The organism is Bacillus massilinigeriensis, from assembly GCF_900111815.1.
In the GTDB taxonomy this organism is placed as follows: domain Bacteria; phylum Bacillota; class Bacilli; order Bacillales; family Cytobacillaceae; genus Mesobacillus_C; species Mesobacillus_C mediterraneensis.
Window position 1 is genome coordinate 1,295,466 of record NZ_LT630004.1, and the last position, 17,009, is coordinate 1,312,474.

The window sequence follows — 17,009 nt, forward strand, 5'->3', positions numbered from 1 at the left end:
ATAATTGTTTTTTAAAGATGCAAAAAACTCGTAACTTTGTTATCATTATCAATAATGATAACAAAGTTACGAAAGGGGATATAAGGATGAAACTTCATTACGGGTGGAATGAACTTGACAATATTGATTTTATGGAAGTGCTGCCGGTTATTTTGCCGTTTGCAGTGGTTGGATTGGTGCTTATTTTTATTGCCTTGGTTGATTTGTACCACCATCGTAAAACGAGAAAGAACATTTTAATGTGGACATTGCTCATTTTGTTTTGCAATACAATTGGTGCTATTTTATATTTTGCAGTTGGACGAAAGGATGATTTTCCTTTATGAGATTAGAGATAAAGAATGTATCAAAGCGGTTTAAACAAAAGAATGCGGTCAGCGAGTTTTCAATGGAGCTTGAAACAGGCCAATGTGTAGGATTGATTGGGCCGAATGGTGCGGGCAAGTCTACGTTAATAAAGATTATTGCCGATGTATTTCGCGCTGATGAAGGCGAGGTACTTCTTGATGGGCAGAGAATCTCAAATATGAAGCGGGAGATCGGTTATTTGCCACAGTATCCAAATTTTTTTCCATGGATGACGGCGAAGGAAACGCTTCTTTTCATGGGGCAGCTTTCAGGAATATCGAAGCAAAAGCTGCTGGAAAAGGTTCCAGTTGTCCTAGAAAAAGTCGGCCTTACAGGGGAAGGAAATGTAAAAGTCCAAACATTTTCGGGAGGTATGAGACAAAGGTTAGGAATCGCACAGGCGATTCTTCATACACCAGCTTTCATTGTTATGGATGAACCTGTTTCCGCATTAGACCCAATTGGCCGCAGGGAAGTACTAAATTTGATTCGCGAAATAAAAAAAGAAACAACCATACTGCTGTCCACCCATATTTTAAGTGATGCAGAAGAAATATGTGAAAGATTTGTTATTATGAAAAATGGCAAAAAAATTAAAGATACGACGATAACAGAGTTGTTGAACCGAAATACAAGGGGGCCAGTCTCATTGGAGATTGCTCCAAAAGATTTGCAATGGATTCAATCAGCCAGAGAATTATCCTTTGTGAAAAAAATTGAAGTGAAGGGGAGCAAGGTGGAATTTACACTGGAATATCCCCAGAAACAAAAAAACATGTTATTAAAAAACGCATTGAATTGTGATGTTGATATTTTAAGATTTGAAGAGGACGGAAGAAAAACGCTGGAAGATATCTTTTTGAAATTGGTGGTGGAAGAATGAATTCCTTATTGGTTCTAATAAATAAAGAGCTTGTTCAGATGAAACGAGACTATAAAATTATTTGGCTTCCTTTAGTATTCATATTCTTAGGTGCGACACAGCCTGTAGTTATGTATTACCTCCCGGCTATTATAAAAGCTATAGGGGGAGGCCAGGGCATTACAATTGATTCTTCAATGGTTCAACAGGAGGGCGGTCAGATAATGGCGGCTACTCTTGGTTCCCAATTTGACCAGCTAGGCATGATGATTATTATTGTTTCAGTAATGGGGGTCATTCAGACCGACAAAGAGAGCGGGATGCTTGCCTTTATATTAACAAGACCAGTTTCGGTGGCAGCTTACATTTGGGGCAAGGTAATATCAAACTATATTATCATTATTCTAAGTGTATCTTGTGGCTTTATTGTTGCTTTTTTGTATGCAAGGTATTTATTCTCCAGCGTTCAACTCACCAGTGTCCTTGCATCTTTATTCATTTATTTTGTCTGGGTGTTGTTTATGGTCACCTTTACATCCATGATTAGTACTATTTTCAACAGTCAGGGCATTATTGCTTTAATCTCCATAGTGTTTCTGCTCTTAAATCGGATGTTAGTCGGGGTGCACCCAGTGCTCGATATGCTGAATCCAGCAGGAATGAGTAATCATGCAATGGAACTATTGAGCACCGGTTCAGCCGTGAATAGCCTATATGGAAACCTATTGATCACCATGCTTTGGGTTTTGGTGACACTAGGTATTTCATATTATTGGATCACTCAGAAGAAATTTCATTAGGCATTGATATCTAGGAAGAGTTCTATCTGATTTGGGAGATTCAAATAGAGTAAAATTTGTAAAATGTTTAAAGTCTGAAAGTAGTTGGGAAGGGAAAAGAGGATAAATGGGTGAATATATAAAATGACAGCAGTGTGTGTGTCAATAAATTTTTCGAGGTGAATATTACGGAAACTGTAGAACATGCATTAACCCAATCATGGACATTATCTTGTAGCCAAAAATTAAAGTTGTTTTCTAATCAAAATGAATACGTACTAATGTTAGAAGATGATAATGATAGCATTTTAAGGTTTAGCATCAATAGTGATGACGAGGTTCACTTTCAATATGTATCTTCCTGGAATACTCAATTTTCTGTAAACCAAAAAAATAGAATGATTAGAATGATAAAAGATCCAACACAGCTAGAAGAGGATGAATAACATACCACAGCTGTCAAGCACTTTCAGAATCAGTGTTTATGCTGTTAGAGGATAATGACGGCTCTTTTTAATTATGGTCATATTGAGGTAACAAAATAATTAAACCGCACAGTGACTTTTCACTTGAGCGGTTTTTGTTTGTTTTAAAAAATATCTTGGTGAATTTTAAAAGTTAAACAAGGATAAAGGTGCATTATGAAAAAGGTGGTACATTCTCGTTTATTCATTGACATTCAAATATATGTTTGAATAAAATATTATCAAATGGATGTTTGAATAAGGAGGTGTCAGCATGCAAAAAAATGATATCTGTCATGTTAATTGTGTCGACAAAATAAAAGTGGATCGTCTAAAAAGTGAATTGGAAAAGCAAGACGTTTTGGGATTAGCTAAAATTTTTAAAGCATTATCAGATGAAACCCGGATGAAGATTGTCTATTCCTTATATATTGAAGAAGAACTTTGCGTCTGCGATGTAGGAAGTATTGTAGGAGCCTCGACGGCTGCGGTTTCTCATCATTTGCGCCTCCTGAACAGACAGGGAATTGCCAAGTATCGCAAGGAAGGCAAACTTGTTTATTATTCATTGGTGGATGATCATGTCAAACAATTGGTTAGGCTGGCAAGTGAACACCAAAAGGAGGTTTTCAATCATGGCTGATTCTAACGGACAACAAGCAGAAAAGCATGTTTACCGGATTCAGGGATTCACTTGAGCAGGCTGTGCCACTAAGTTCGAAAAGAACGTAAAACACCTGGATGGTGTTTTTGATGCGAATGTAAACTTCGGTGCCTCGAAGGTGACTGTATACGGGAATACAACAATTGATGAATTGGAAAAAGCCGGTGCTTTTGAAAATCTAAAAATTTACCCGGAAAAAGGTGGAGTGGAGCAGAGGGGAAAGATTCTTTTATGGAAAGAGTATTCCACTCTCTTAGCATCTTTGTTGTTTATTATTTTAGGATACGTATCGCAATTTCTAAACGGGGAAGAAAATTTTTTTACCATTGCTGCATTCTTAGCGGCTATCGTTATCGGAGGGTTCTCTTTATTCAAGGTCGGGTTCAAGAATCTCATACGCCTGGAATTTGATATGAGGACGCTGATGACCATTGCAATTATAGGAGCCGCCCTTATTGGGGAGTGGAGTGAAGGAGCGGTTGTTGTCATCTTGTTTGCCATCTCTGAGGCGCTTGAGACTTACTCAATGGATAAAGCGAGGGCTTCGATAAGGTCTTTGATGGATATTGCCCCGAAGGAAGCATTAATACGGCGGAATGGGCAAGAGATCATGGTTGATGTGGAAGATATCGTAGTGGGAGACATCATGATTGTAAAGCCGGGACAAAAAATTGCCATGGACGGTGTGGTGGCAAAGGGACATTCTGCTGTAAACCAGGCTGCCATTACGGGCGAATCCGTACCCGTGGAAAAGAGTGTCGATGATGATGTGTTTGCAGGCACATTAAATGCCGAAGGGATTTTAGAGATTGAAGTTACAAAAAAGGTCGATGACACAACCATTGCAAAAATTATTCATCTTGTCGAGGAAGCTCAAGCGGAACGGGCACCATCTCAAGCTTTTGTTGACAAGTTTGCCAAATACTATACTCCTGCAATCATTGTGTTCGCGGCACTTGTTGCCATCATTCCGCCGCTCATATTTAGAGAAGAGTGGAGTGAGTGGGTTTACCAAGGGCTAGCCGTACTGGTTGTAGGGTGTCCTTGCGCTCTGGTGATTTCTACCCCGGTTGCGATTGTGACAGCCATCGGAAATGCAGCTAAAAACGGGGTGCTGATCAAAGGAGGCATTTACCTCGAACAGATTGGTGCTTTAAAGGCAATTGCCTTTGACAAGACTGGCACTCTAACAAAAGGGGTTCCAGTTGTAACTGAGTGTTTAGTGTTTAATAGCTGTAGCGAAAAGGAATTACTTTCTATCATTACTGCATTGGAATATCGTTCCGAGCATCCCCTCGCTTCAGCCATCATAAGAAGGGCAGAGGAAGGTAACATCCCTTATAAAGATTTGCCTGTAGAGGCATTCACTTCGATTACAGGAAAAGGGATTCAAGGGATCATCAATGGAACTTCGTATTATGTCGGAAGTCCTAATCTATTCGTTGAAATCTTGGCAAATGGCATTCCAGAGGAAATATTGATAAAGATTAAGGACTTACAAGCACAAGGAAAGACTATCATGGTTGCAGGGACATCATCCAATGTACTAGGGATAGTGGCAGTAGCCGATGAGGTAAGGGAATACAGCCCTGCCATGATCAAACAACTACATGCAATGGGAATTGAAAAGACGATCATGCTGACAGGAGACAATGAAGGGACTGCTAATGCTATTGGAAACCACGTTGGTGTGACTGACATAAAGGCAGAACTCCTCCCGCATGATAAATTAGAATTAATAAAAAAAATGCGCAGCAAGTACCATCATGTTGCTATGGTGGGGGACGGCATCAATGATGCTCCTGCACTTGCTGCTGCGACAGTAGGGGTGGCAATGGGTGGTGCAGGAACAGATATCGCGCTTGAAACAGCAGATGTTGCCTTGATGGGAGACGACCTGAAGAAGCTTCCGTTCACGGTCAGTCTGAGCCGAAAGGCGCTCGCCATCATCAAACAAAACATTGCTTTTTCCTTGGCAGTAAAGTTGTTGGCATTGCTGCTTGTAATTCCAGGCTGGCTGACATTGTGGATTGCCATTTTTGCCGATATGGGTGCAACCTTGATTGTGACCTTGAATGGATTGCGGCTGTTACAAGTGAAAAAATAGGGCTTCTCTTTTCTAGAGAAGCTTTTCTTAATGGAGTAATTGTTCTTATTTATTCAATAAATAGTAGTTGGAAGAATTGTAAAATACATCCACTAAGAAGTTCAGCTTTGGAGATTTTTATAGCCCTGTTAATGATAAAATCACGTTGTTCATAATTGTTCATTAGCCTAAAAATTTTTAATATTCGAGAAAATATCACTCTTCTTTAGAAAATACATATTATGAGAACAACTAGCACAGTGCTTTTTATGGGAAGGGGAAGCTATTCATGATGAATAAGGGAGCGATTAATATTGAAAATACTATTTACCAATCCACCTCCAATTATAAAATATGGAATGCAGGCAGGCTTTAAAAAAAACGGTTGGATAACCGATCGCTTAGAGGTCCCAGAACAGTCAGAAGAAGGATTGATAAAAAAAATTGAAGAGTTTAAACCTGATTATCTATTTACAGAAGGTGGAGTAGATACAAAAAAATTTGTCTTCCCTGTATTGGAAAAGTATTCAATCCCACATATTTATTGGGCTATTGAGGATCCGGTTGCCAATAGTTCACTGGCTATGGAATGGGCAAGAAAATCTGAACTGACGCTTACGCCTTGCATTGAGATGCTTAGAAATTACAAAGAGGAGAACATAACGGCTATTTGTATACCGTTTGCTATTGATCCGGATTATTATCATAAAAAACCTTTTAAAAAAAATTTTGCGGACTTGGACGCTGTTCATATTGGAAATAACTATGATGTTTTTGATGAAAGATATAATGCTTATAACTATATATTAAAACCTTTTATTGATAAGCAGAAAAAAATCGAAATATATGGTATGGATTGGCAAAATCCGAATCACCGATTTTTCGTCCCCGATCCTTATGCGAAAGGCTATATTGCCCATGAGGAAAGCGTTTATGCGTATTCTTCGACAAAAATCACCCTCGGCGTTCATTCTATCGAAAATTCACTTACCATGCAGTCAATGAGGACATTTGAGGTTTTGGGATGTTGTGGATTCTTTTTGACTCAACGAACAAAAGCAATTGAGGCGATGTTTGTGAATCACGAACATTTAGTTTCTTCGGGAAGCTACGAAGAAACGGTTGAATTAATGAATTTTTACCTTGCAAATCATTCGGCAAGAGAAAGAATAGCTATAAACGGACAAAAGCATGTGTATAACTATCATACGTACGAGCAAAGAGCTAAAGAAATAATAAAGGAGCTTTAAACTATAAATTAAAAAAGAGCTAGGAAAGAGGTATTTTTTTATGGAAGGAATCACTATTGTTTACCCCCCTGCTATTGACTATAAGTTCATGTATCAAAGGCCGCAGCAAATGATGAAGGTGCTTGCCGAACTGGGTGCCAATGTATTATTTATTAACCCGGAAACTTTTTTCAGACAAGATAAGGATATTGAGCTTCCATTTCCGTCACTCCCTAATTTCAAAGTATTGAAAAAGAATGTAGACTTATCTCCTTTTCTTAAAGGGAAAGTAGTGTTATGGTGTGCGGTTAACCAAGGAAAAGAGATCAATAGGCTGAAACCCGATTTGACAATTTATGACTCATGCGATCTTCCTTCAGATGAGTTTTCGGTATGGAAAGATTTAATTCCTGAAATGGAAGAAAAAAGCGACATTATTTTTGCTACTTCTCAGCCTATTTATAAATTCCACCGAAGAAAGGGAAAAGACGTATTGCTGTTACCGAACGGAGCGGATTATGACCATTTTAAAGTTGCGGAAGCACCAATGGGGGATCGCCCAAAGGATTTGCCAGTTACTGAGGGTAAACCTCTAATAGGCTATTATGGTGCCATTTATTCATGGCTGGATGTAGAGGTAATTAAAAAAATAGCTTCCTGGTATCCTGTTGTCCTGATTGGTTCAAAAACTATTGATATCCATCATCCGAACGTTACAATTCTTGATATGAAATTTTATGAAGACTTACCGCAATACCTTAGTTGGTTTGACGTTGCAATCATCCCATTTAAAATGACTCAAATGATTAAAGCTACTCATCCTATTAAATTCTTTGAGTACCTGTCTGCAGGGAAGCCTGTAGTAAGTGCCCCGCTGCCTGAATTAGAGAAATACAAGCATTTATGCTTCTTTGCTGATGAGAATAATGTGTTGCAAAGGATTCAAGCTGCGATTGAAACGAATTCTCCGGAAAAAATCCACGAAAGGCAAAAAGCTGCTCGGGAAAATTCCTGGTTAGACCGTGGAAAGGAAGCATTGCAGATCATTAAATACAAATTATGTGAAAATACCGTGTACTAGGAATTTTTATTCTTAAACACTAAGGCTAATAAACAGCGAAGCCATAGGGGGGAGAAACCGACAATGCGAACCGAGTTATGGGGGAAGTATGAAGTTAATTTGGCCCAAAAAGGATATGGAGGAACAAGTGCTGTATATTTTGGCATTGACTCGCTCAATCAAAAAAAGGTTGCCATTAAAAAAATGGCGAATATAGCCCTTGGACTTAAGGAAGCATGGATAATGAATATCTATGGAAAAAACGAGTGGCTCGTGGAGTTTTTCGATTTTTTTATCCATGATAATCATGCGTGTATTGTCATGGAGCAACTCAGTGGGAGTGTACTTGACTCACTAAGCGAAAAAGAAGCAGTCAAAGTTACGATAAATCTTCTTAAAGGATTACAATTCCTTCATTCAAAAGGTATCTTGCATGCCGATATCAGTCCCCGTAACATTATCCTTACAAATAAAAATACACTGAGCCTTAAAATTATTGATTTTGAATCCGCTAAATTAAAAGACCTTGAAGGAGTTTACAAAGGGGAGGTGAAAAACTGGATTTTCGCTCCGCCTTCTTCTAAGGAAATAGATGACAGTTATGATTTTTACTCAGCGGCTGCAGTATGTACGTACGTTTTGACGGGAGAAGTCAAGACGCAAAACATCACTCATGCAAAGTTAAAAGTTATATTGGAGAAAGCGATGAACAAGGATCCTAAACAACGATATAGGAAAGCAGCAGATTTTATTCAAGACTTAGAAACATATGACGTTTAAAAACATAATTGGGGAGGGTGTGCGAAGTATGGCTGACAAACTTATGGTTGTGGCCCACCCGGATGACGAGCTTCTTTTTGGAGGTGGAGAACTGATTAAAGAAACGGGCTGGAAGGTTATATGTGTTACAAATGGAGAAAACGCTCAGAGGGCAAAAGAGTTTCATCATGTAATGGACAAAGTAAAAGCAGAATATGAGATTTGGGATTTTATTGATGAGTGGAATGGAGATTTTGACAGAAACCTGCTTAGTCAAAAACTAAAGCAAGTATTGGAAGGGAATAATTACAGGAAAATTGTTACACATAATTTAAAAGGAGAGTATGGTCATACTCAGCATATTGCCCTATCCCAGATTCTTCATGGCCTTGTAAAGGAGAATTTATATGTGTTTGGAATTGGTGATCAAAAGCTTCCAACGGATATCTATACAAGAAAGCTGCAGCTTCTCCATCATTATTCCCTTTTTCGCCTTCAAAAAGATTACTTTTTAACACTAAAAGAGTTGGAATACGAACAATTCAAAAAAGTATCCTAAATTACTGGAAATGAACTGAAGAATTAGCTAGAAAGGAGGGATAATTGTTGAGAATTGTTATGCTGGCAGATCATTTGGTTCAGGGAGGATTGGAAACCCATATCACATCAATAATTAATGGACTAACCGGTCGCGGTAATGAAGTTCTTCTCTACTGTGCATCATGCTCGCCATCCATCATCTCCCAAATCAATTCCCGCCATTTTAAATTCTTAAGTTGGTCTGAAGATGCCTTTGATGAAATAAACAGGTTCAATCCGGATATTATTCACTCGCACCCCTTTACAGCGATCATTAAAGGAAAGGAAATCGCGACACTCCTACAGAAACCTTTCGTTGTAACCATGCACGGGTTATACGATTTTGGCTTTGACCAATCTCCGTTGGGCAATGAAATAAGCAACAGTGTAAAAAGGATTATTGCTGTTGACTTTAGAGTTGCGCTTCATTTGCTCAATAACGTTATACAACCTGAGAAGATTTCAATCATAAGAAATGGGATTGATCTTAATACCTTCCGTCCAAGGGCAAGGGATGAGCAACTGATGGACATTCTTGGACTGAACCGCAAAGGGTTTACCATCTCGCTCATCAGTCGTTTTGATGATGATAAAGAAAAACCTATCATCCAATTCTTAAGGTGCATTCCCGAACTAGCAAAAAGAGTGGAAGACTTAAATATTATTATTGTTGGAGATGGAGGGAAACGGAAGGAAGTCCAACATTCCTTTCCAATTGAGGTATCGAATGGGGTTAAAGTAAAGTTAATAAGTTGGCAAGAGAAAATAGAAGATATTTATAATATTTCAGATTTGGTTTTTGGTAGCGGAAGGGTTGCATTGGAGGCATTAGCCTGTAAGGTTCCAGTCTACGCGATGTGGGAAGGGTTTGGAGGACTTATTAGTAAAAAGAACCATGATGCCATAATGCAAGGGAGTACCTTTAGACAAGTAGACGATTATGAACTGTTATCGATCATTACCGGATTGATTAATAATCCGAAGGAGCTTAACCAGGCTGCACAGGAAGGATATGAAGCAGTATATAGGCATCATGATTGTAAAGAAATAGTGATCCAACTGATACGAACATACGAACAATATTGCATGGATAATTAACAAGAGAACGAAGCTTCAAATTAATGAAACAGCCTAGCACCGCCTCTTTAAAGAAGAATATTATATAGTATACACCTGTTGTCTCAGGAGAAAGGGGAAAGGTTATGAATCTGAACGAAATTAAAAACATGCTGGACCAAAGCGATAAAGATCACCATAATGACAAAAGGTCTCATAGAGACTGCCATGGCCATGGAGAGGACGATTGCGACAAAGACTGTCATCGCCATGAGGGGCAGCATTGTGATAAAAACTGTCATTATAAGAATTCTGGCAATTGTATTTGCAGAATTCTTCCTGATTTAGTAAAAGCACATAAAACCCTTCGATTAAGAACAAAAACAGCAGATGAAATCATTGGCACTATTAAGTGCTTCGATAAATGTACAGGATGTATTATTATTATCCAACCTGAAATGAAATCACCGAAACTTCCTGCTGTAGCAGTTATTATTTCTTGTGGGGATATTGAAAGCATTTCTTTTGAAGTCAAGAATAAATGTTATTGATTTAACTGGATTTGGTTGTGGGCAATAACGATGCAGCCTTATCATTAAGTGGACCACATTGTTATGTTGTATGTAATCATATTTATATTACATACAACATAACAATGACTTGCCTGCTTCATTTTCATGTTACTTTTTGACAGAGTAATGGCGATTATCTTCTGTAAGCAGTTTTAAAATGCCTTTAGCTTTTTCATTCCAACTATTATCCTGTGCTTCTTTCTGAAGCAAATCTTTAAGATTTTCATCATTCAGGATGGATAAAGCAAATTCTACCTTTGCTAAAAAGTCATTATGGTCATGAGCAATGAGAACTGACTTATATTTGAGACACTCCGGTAGAGCAGTTGTCACAATCGGATGCCCTAATGCCATATACTCAAATAGCTTGATGGGAGACGTGGAAATCGTTACCTCGTTAACAAGGAAAGGAATAATCGAAACGTCAAATTTTTTGGCGTAAAAAGGTAGTTGGATATAAGGAACCACACCTAGGTAATGAACATTAGGGAGAGAAAGGATACGGCTTTTTTTAATGCTTTGATCATAATCAAGTCCAATCAGGACAATCTGATAATCTACATTGCTTAACGCAAGCTTCTCTACAAGAAGATAATCGAACCAACTTGCCAGCGCACCGAAATACCCGATAATCGGTTTATTTACATGTATTAGATGATCCATTAAAGGAGTACATATATCTTTTGAAACTTCACTGAAATGTGGATAATCTACTCCATTGGTAATTAGTTTGGTACGAATGGGTTTCCTTTTATCCAAAACATCTTTGTATAGCTTATCTGCTGTGGCGATTACGTAACAGGATGGATTAGCAAGGATGCCGAAATGCCTTTCCATAACGCGCCGTGGTACCGGAATACCGGATATTGCAGGCGACAGTTCATCTATATACTCATATAGAAGATCAAACCCTTGATCAATACATGCTTTTACAAACTCATATCCCCTCGTTAAATCCCCTGAATATAAATGGACAATCACCCTGTTGCTTAAAACTTGCAAAAAAGAAAGGATAGCACTTTCGATTAAAGGATCACTCATATTTATCAAATAACAACAAGGTGCAATTTCTTCAATCGTCTCCACTTGATCATAAACATTTACTGTTCCAAAAAGATATAATCCACCTTCTTTTGCAAGATTCAATGCGATATGCTGAGGCCGTTGAAAAAGTGGGATATTCCAATCTAGCAGGGAAGGGAACAAGAAAACTATTTTGTTGGGTTGATTTTTGAGGATTTTTTCCAATTCTTTTAAGATATCTTTCTTTGTAGCAGAAATGGAGCTAAATGTTCCCTCCTCATCCACTGTTTTTCTGTATTCCAAATTCCTTCTCAGCCGTTCTATTTCCGAATAATTTTTATCCATTGCCAACTACCCCCAATTAATTGACATATTCTAAAAAACATTTTGTCTTTACAAGAGGGAGACAGTGGCTTTTTAATCGTCTGTTATCAGCGTCTGAAGTATGATGATAGTATGGATAGCGGATATGTACGTAATGATCCGGAGTAGAAGCATACATTCGTATACGGAGCTTTTTACACTCCTCCAAAAAAGCAGTATCTTCGCCCAACGAAACAGGTTGGAATATCACTCTATCTACTATTTTCTTTTTAAAAATCAGTGTTGATCCGGCTAATGTATCGGATTGGCTTTTGATAAACCTATTTTCTTTCCCAGGAAACAGCAGTGACAATTGCTGGTCAACGATAAAATAGATAAAGAGAGATTGCTTTCCGATTATTTCTACGTCCTTCTCTTCCATTGTTTTAAGCGCTTCGGAAAGGTAGTGTGGACCATAATAATCATCGTCGTCAAATCTTGCAATAATATTGTATTTTGCCTGAAGGATTCCTTCATTTAAACAAGTGCCAAGGGGCTGTTCTATAGAAGAATATACAAGTTTTATTAATGGGTTATTCAGCAATTCACTGCTCAAGTTTTCGCTAAATCCATGTAAAATCAGAACTAGTTCTTTTTCTTTAATATCTTGATTTTCAAAATTACGAACGATATTTTGAAGGAAATCTGGTCTTTTCGTAGATGTGATGATTGATATCAAATCATCCCCCCCTGGGAATTTAGCTTTTCATTTATTTTTATGAAATATAACAATGAAAAATACTTAAATCATGCAAATATGGAACCTTGGGAGAAAACTATTTAATAACTTGTTCAATAATCCATTGACTATTACATATGACTGGGATAAGTTAAAGATAATCAAAAAAAGTTGATGAAGGGGCTGGTTGAGTGAAACAAGGTAAGAATCAAACTCCTCGTATATTTAGTGGCAATATCCCATTATATGATAATGCAGAAACTGAAAGGCTTGCAATGATAGCAAAAGCTCTTAGTGATCCGATAAGGATTCAGATGGTTTACTTTTTGCAAAATCGTTCCGACCTGTGTACTTGTGAATTTGAGGAGTTGTTGGGTCTAGCCCAATCAAAGGTGTCGTACCACTTAAATATTTTATTTAAAGCGAAATTGATAGAACGTGAAATCCATGGTTCATGGAGCCATTATAAACTCCGTGATCAAGATGTATTTCGTAAGCTGCAGACATTGCGTTCCAGTACGGTTAAGCAATCTTAAAATAGTTAGATACATTCAAGCGTTTTGGATGGGAAGCCATCGGGGCTGGGTAGGATAAATACACTTATGTGAAAAAATGAACAATAAAGTGAATGTTTGCGATAATACTGTAGATTTTTGTGGCGGCGAAATAACTTGGTTAAATGTTGATTAGGCCACTAGTTTTTAAAAAGAGGTTGTATCATTGAAACTAAACGAGGGAGCTACACCGATGAAAGGGACGCATGATTTAACTCTTGGTCCGATTACGCCTACGCTAATGAAGCTAACGCTACCGATTATTGCGACAAATTTCATATCAACTACCTATGGGCTTGTTGACATGATCTGGGTTGGAAAGTTAGGAAGTGGTCCGGTTGCAGCAGTAGGGACAGCTAGTTTCTTTGTCCATATGGGAGCTGCTTTGTTTACGATCATTTCGATTGGAATCGGTGTGAAGGTTGCTCATAATATGGGAGCCGGAAATGATGATAAAGCAAAAGAGTTAATTAATAATGGGTTTCTGATGTCTATTATATTGGCAGCTTTATACATGATATTTATCCTTTTAGCCAAAAATAATTTAATCGGTTATTTTGATCTAGGCAGCAAAGAAATAGAGCAGGAGGCTACAAAATTTCTAGTCATATCGATGATTGGGACGATTTTTACTTTTTTTAATACTTTATTCAGCATCGTCCTGAACTCAATGGGTAGCAGCGGAAAACCGTTCCGTGTCTTTACAGTGGGGTTTCTCATCAACATGATTCTCGATCCATTATTAATTTTTGGAGTGAGAGATTTTAACGGATTAGGTGTGTTGGGGGCAGCGCTTGCGACATTAACAGCAAATATAATCGTCACCTTATTGTTTTTCATCCAAACGAGGAACCTACACATGTTCTCCAAACGGATTACCTTCAAAATGAGCTCCATAAAAGCAATCCTCTTAATGGGGCTTCCTATCACGGTACAACGGATTACTTTTACTGTTATTTCGATTATTATTGCTAAAATTATTGTCCATTGGGGGTCGGACGCCATTGCGGTTCAAAGGATTGGTGTCCAGATTGAATCCATTTCGTATATGACGATTGGCGGGCTTCAAGGTGCAGTTGCTGCCTTTATTGGGCAAAACTATGGAGCAAATAGGATGGACCGAATTAAGAGCGGCTATCAAAAGGCATTGATGATTACAGCTGTTTTTGGTGCAATGGTTTCCGTATTTTTCATCGCATTCCCGCAGGAAATTTTCTCCTTGTTTCTTTCTGACAAATCAAGCCTACAAGCAGGCACTAGTTATATGAGAATAATTGGATTATCACAATTGTTTATGGGTATGGAACTAATGACAGTTGGAGCATTCAATGGAATTGGCAAGACGCATCTACCTCCTATTTCCAGTATTATTTTCACTGCGTTAAGAATCCCTTTAGCGATTGTATTATCAGCTCCATTTGGCTTGAATGGTGTATGGATGTCTATTGCGATAAGCAGTGTAATAAAAGGAATTGTTCTCGTCTGCTGGTTTAAATGGTACCTGAGAAAATGGAATTGATCGATGTTTGAAAATACTTAACAGATGAATAAAGGCAGGTCATTAAAATGGGTTTCATGAATGAGGAATTATTAAAATTAGTATTGGATTATAACTTAAATAAAGACATTCTGCTTGGCAGATTTGGACTTGAGAAAGAGAATGCTCGAGTTGACCAGAATGGAAAGCTTGCGCTCACACCACATCCCAAGGCTTTCGGCTCCAAAACTGAACATCCATATATCAAAACGGATTTTTCGGAAAGTCAAGTTGAAATGATCACTCCTCCATTAGATACCATTGATGAAGCCTATCATTTTTTAGAGACAATCCATGATATTGTCACTATTGAATTAAGTGATGAAGAGTATTTGTGGCCGAGCAGTAATCCACCAGCATTGCCTATAGAAGAGGAAATCCCGATTGCCATCATGAATGACGCAGTGGAAGACAAGTATCGGAATCAATTAGCAGAAAAGTATGGGCGAAAGCGACAATTAATTAGTGGTTTTCACTATAATTTTTCATTTCATGAACCCTTTTTGTACAGGCTATACCAAGCGATAGAGAGTAATAGCAGTTACACGGAGTTTAAGAATAATATTTATTTGAAAGTTGCACGCAATGTTTTAAAATACCGTTGGCTGCTTGTCTATTTGACTGCTGCAAGCCCTGTTTTTCATAAAACATATCTGGAAGAATGTGTGGAGTCTGGTAGTCAACTAGATGAAGAGAGCTATCATTTTCCTAATATGGCTTCCATTCGAAATAGCAAATATGGCTATCGAAATAAAAGACCTTTCTATGTCTCGTTTGATTCGCTAGAAGAATATGTCCGTGATTTGCAATCGCTGATTGAATCAAAGGAATTGTTTAGTGTTAAAGAATTTTATAGCACTGTCCGCGTAAAACCAGCAAAGGGGAAAGACCGTTTGCAAAAATTACTCGAGAATGGAATAGAGTATTTGGAACTTCGCATGGTCGATTTAAATCCACTTGATAAAATTGGAGTCAGCAAAGAAACGTTGGTATTCCTCCATCTGTTTTTAGTTTTCATGCTGTTGATGCATGATGAACCATTTGGTGAAAAGGAGCAAGAAATCGCGACTTTAAATTTGGATACTCTCTTAAGCAAAGGCATCCAGGGTTTGCTGCACGATGAGGATAATCGCTCTATGGAAGAAAAAGCGCTTGAGAGTATCGTAGAAATGGAAAAAATGGTAGATACACTAACGCCTAGCAGCAGAGAATTCATTGATATACTGGAAGAGCAGAAGCAGAAAATACTAAACGAAGAACGGAGCTTTGCTTCAGTGATAAAATCGGAAATACAACAATCCTCTTATTTATCTTATCACAGCGATAAAGCAAAGGAATATGCCGAGGAAACCATTGGGAGCGGTTATCTATTTAAGGGATTCGAGGATTTGGAGCTGTCTACGCAAATATTATTGAAAGCGGCGATCAAAAGAGGAATCGAGTTTGAAATGATTGATCGAGATGATAACTTCATTGCGCTAAAAAAAGGCAAACATACTGAATATGTGAAGCAAGCAACAAAAACTTCATTGGATTCATATAGCACCGTTCTGATTATGGAAAATAAGATAGCTACAAAAAAGGTTCTTCAACAGCATGGCTTGCGGGTGCCGGATGGGAAGGCTTATCGCAATCTTGGAGAAGCGATGGCCGATTTCGAAACATTTCAGGAAAAGCCAATCGTTATAAAACCAAAATCGACTAATTTTGGGCTTGGCATTAGTATTTTTACTTCCGACTTTTCCAAGGAAGACTATCAAAAGGCATTTAGAATGGCCTTTGAACATGATCGAACCGTTCTACTCGAAGAATTTATGACAGGAAAAGAGTACCGTTTCCTTGTCATGGGTGATGAGGTCGTTGGAATCTTACATAGGGTTCCAGCCAATGTTGTTGGAGATGGAATTCATACGATTGAACAGCTTGTCGCAAATAAAAATAAAGATCCATTAAGAGGGAAGGGCTACAAAACACCATTAGAACGGATTGTCTTAAGTGAAGTGGAAGAGATGTTCTTGAAAAACCAGTCTAAGCATCGGAATGATATTCCGCTTGCTGGTGAGACGGTGTATTTACGGGAAAACTCCAATATTAGTACTGGAGGAGATAGCATCGATTTTACAGATGACATCCCAACAAGCTATAAAAATATTGCCATCCGTTCGGCAAAGGCTGCTCGTGCAACATTATGCGGTGTCGATATGATGATTGATTGCATAAATGAAGAGGCAACTGCTAGTAATTACAGCATCATCGAAATAAACTTTAATCCAGCTATCCATATTCATTGTTATCCGTATATAGGCAAGAATAGAAAGGCGGATGAAAAGATTCTTGATTTGCTGTTTGGAGAAGTAAAGTGATTTGTGGAGAAAATATGTTTAACACTTTCACG

At 38.1% G+C, this 17,009-nt stretch carries 16 protein-coding genes; 14 read left to right on the plus strand and 2 right to left on the minus strand.

Annotated features, from left to right (window positions below; all coding sequences use genetic code 11):
• The first annotated feature begins 86 nt into the window (after positions 1–86).
• The 11 genes from BQ5796_RS06865 to BQ5796_RS06920 all read left to right on the plus strand — a co-directional run bounded on the left by BQ5796_RS06865 (position 87) and on the right by BQ5796_RS06920 (position 10,437).
• Positions 87–326, plus strand: a complete 240-nt coding sequence (locus BQ5796_RS06865) for a PLD nuclease N-terminal domain-containing protein (protein ID WP_071459560.1) — start codon at positions 87–89, stop codon at positions 324–326.
• Positions 323–1,231, plus strand: coding sequence for an ABC transporter ATP-binding protein (locus tag BQ5796_RS06870; RefSeq protein ID WP_071459561.1), 909 nt, complete (start codon positions 323–325; stop codon positions 1,229–1,231). The genes BQ5796_RS06865 and BQ5796_RS06870 overlap by 4 nt, the downstream gene beginning before the upstream one ends.
• Positions 1,228–2,010 (plus strand): ABC transporter permease subunit, encoded by a 783-nt coding sequence (locus BQ5796_RS06875; RefSeq protein WP_071459562.1) that lies wholly within the window; start codon positions 1,228–1,230, stop codon positions 2,008–2,010. Before BQ5796_RS06870 ends, BQ5796_RS06875 begins: the two co-directional genes overlap by 4 nt.
• Before the next feature lie 717 nt (positions 2,011–2,727).
• Positions 2,728–3,096 (plus strand): ArsR/SmtB family transcription factor, encoded by a 369-nt coding sequence (locus BQ5796_RS06885; RefSeq protein WP_071459564.1) that lies wholly within the window; start codon positions 2,728–2,730, stop codon positions 3,094–3,096.
• Positions 3,089–5,224, plus strand: coding sequence for a heavy metal translocating P-type ATPase (locus BQ5796_RS06890; RefSeq protein WP_083413056.1), 2,136 nt, complete (start codon positions 3,089–3,091; stop codon positions 5,222–5,224). The genes BQ5796_RS06885 and BQ5796_RS06890 overlap by 8 nt, the downstream gene beginning before the upstream one ends.
• A 293-nt stretch (positions 5,225–5,517) precedes the next feature.
• Positions 5,518–6,453: a CgeB family protein gene (locus BQ5796_RS06895; RefSeq protein WP_071459565.1), complete on the plus strand. Its 936-nt coding sequence runs from the start codon at positions 5,518–5,520 to the stop codon at positions 6,451–6,453.
• A gap of 40 nt (positions 6,454–6,493) precedes the next feature.
• On the plus strand, positions 6,494–7,513 hold the full coding sequence (locus tag BQ5796_RS06900) for a glycosyltransferase family protein (protein ID WP_071459566.1): 1,020 nt from the start codon (positions 6,494–6,496) through the stop codon (positions 7,511–7,513).
• Positions 7,514–7,576: 63 nt separating this feature from the next.
• A complete protein-coding gene (locus BQ5796_RS06905; RefSeq protein ID WP_071459567.1) occupies positions 7,577–8,272 on the plus strand; it encodes a serine/threonine protein kinase in 696 nt (231 codons plus the stop codon).
• A 28-nt stretch (positions 8,273–8,300) separates the two neighbouring features.
• Positions 8,301–8,810, plus strand: a complete 510-nt coding sequence (locus BQ5796_RS06910; RefSeq protein WP_071459568.1) for a PIG-L family deacetylase — start codon at positions 8,301–8,303, stop codon at positions 8,808–8,810.
• 47 nt (positions 8,811–8,857) lie between these two features.
• Positions 8,858–9,928 (plus strand): glycosyltransferase, encoded by a 1,071-nt coding sequence (locus tag BQ5796_RS06915; protein ID WP_071459569.1) that lies wholly within the window; start codon positions 8,858–8,860, stop codon positions 9,926–9,928.
• 104 nt (positions 9,929–10,032) lie between these two features.
• Entirely contained in the window at positions 10,033–10,437 is a 405-nt protein-coding gene (locus BQ5796_RS06920; protein WP_071459570.1) for a hypothetical protein, read from the plus strand.
• A gap of 129 nt (positions 10,438–10,566) precedes the next feature.
• Here BQ5796_RS06920 and BQ5796_RS06925 read toward each other — a convergent pair whose 3' ends face one another.
• Both BQ5796_RS06925 and BQ5796_RS06930 read right to left on the minus strand, forming a co-directional pair.
• Complete coding sequence (locus BQ5796_RS06925; protein ID WP_083413058.1) at positions 10,567–11,826, minus strand: glycosyltransferase; 1,260 nt, start codon at positions 11,824–11,826, stop codon at positions 10,567–10,569.
• A 16-nt stretch (positions 11,827–11,842) separates the two neighbouring features.
• Positions 11,843–12,523: a glycosyltransferase family 2 protein gene (locus BQ5796_RS06930; RefSeq protein WP_071459571.1), complete on the minus strand. Its 681-nt coding sequence runs from the start codon at positions 12,521–12,523 to the stop codon at positions 11,843–11,845.
• A 191-nt stretch (positions 12,524–12,714) separates the two neighbouring features.
• On the opposite strand from BQ5796_RS06930, the gene BQ5796_RS06935 reads away from it, so the two are divergent.
• The 3 genes from BQ5796_RS06935 (at position 12,715) to gshAB (ending at position 16,977) form a co-directional block, all read left to right on the plus strand.
• Complete coding sequence (locus tag BQ5796_RS06935) at positions 12,715–13,059, plus strand: ArsR/SmtB family transcription factor (protein ID WP_083413059.1); 345 nt, start codon at positions 12,715–12,717, stop codon at positions 13,057–13,059.
• A gap of 184 nt (positions 13,060–13,243) precedes the next feature.
• Positions 13,244–14,596, plus strand: a complete 1,353-nt coding sequence (locus BQ5796_RS06940; RefSeq protein WP_234969316.1) for an MATE family efflux transporter — start codon at positions 13,244–13,246, stop codon at positions 14,594–14,596.
• Between the two features lie 47 nt (positions 14,597–14,643).
• Positions 14,644–16,977 carry a bifunctional glutamate--cysteine ligase GshA/glutathione synthetase GshB gene (gene gshAB / locus BQ5796_RS06945; RefSeq protein WP_071459572.1) on the plus strand — a complete coding sequence of 778 codons (2,334 nt, stop codon included), beginning with the start codon at positions 14,644–14,646 and terminating at the stop codon, positions 16,975–16,977.
• Positions 16,978–17,009: the final 32 nt, after the last annotated feature.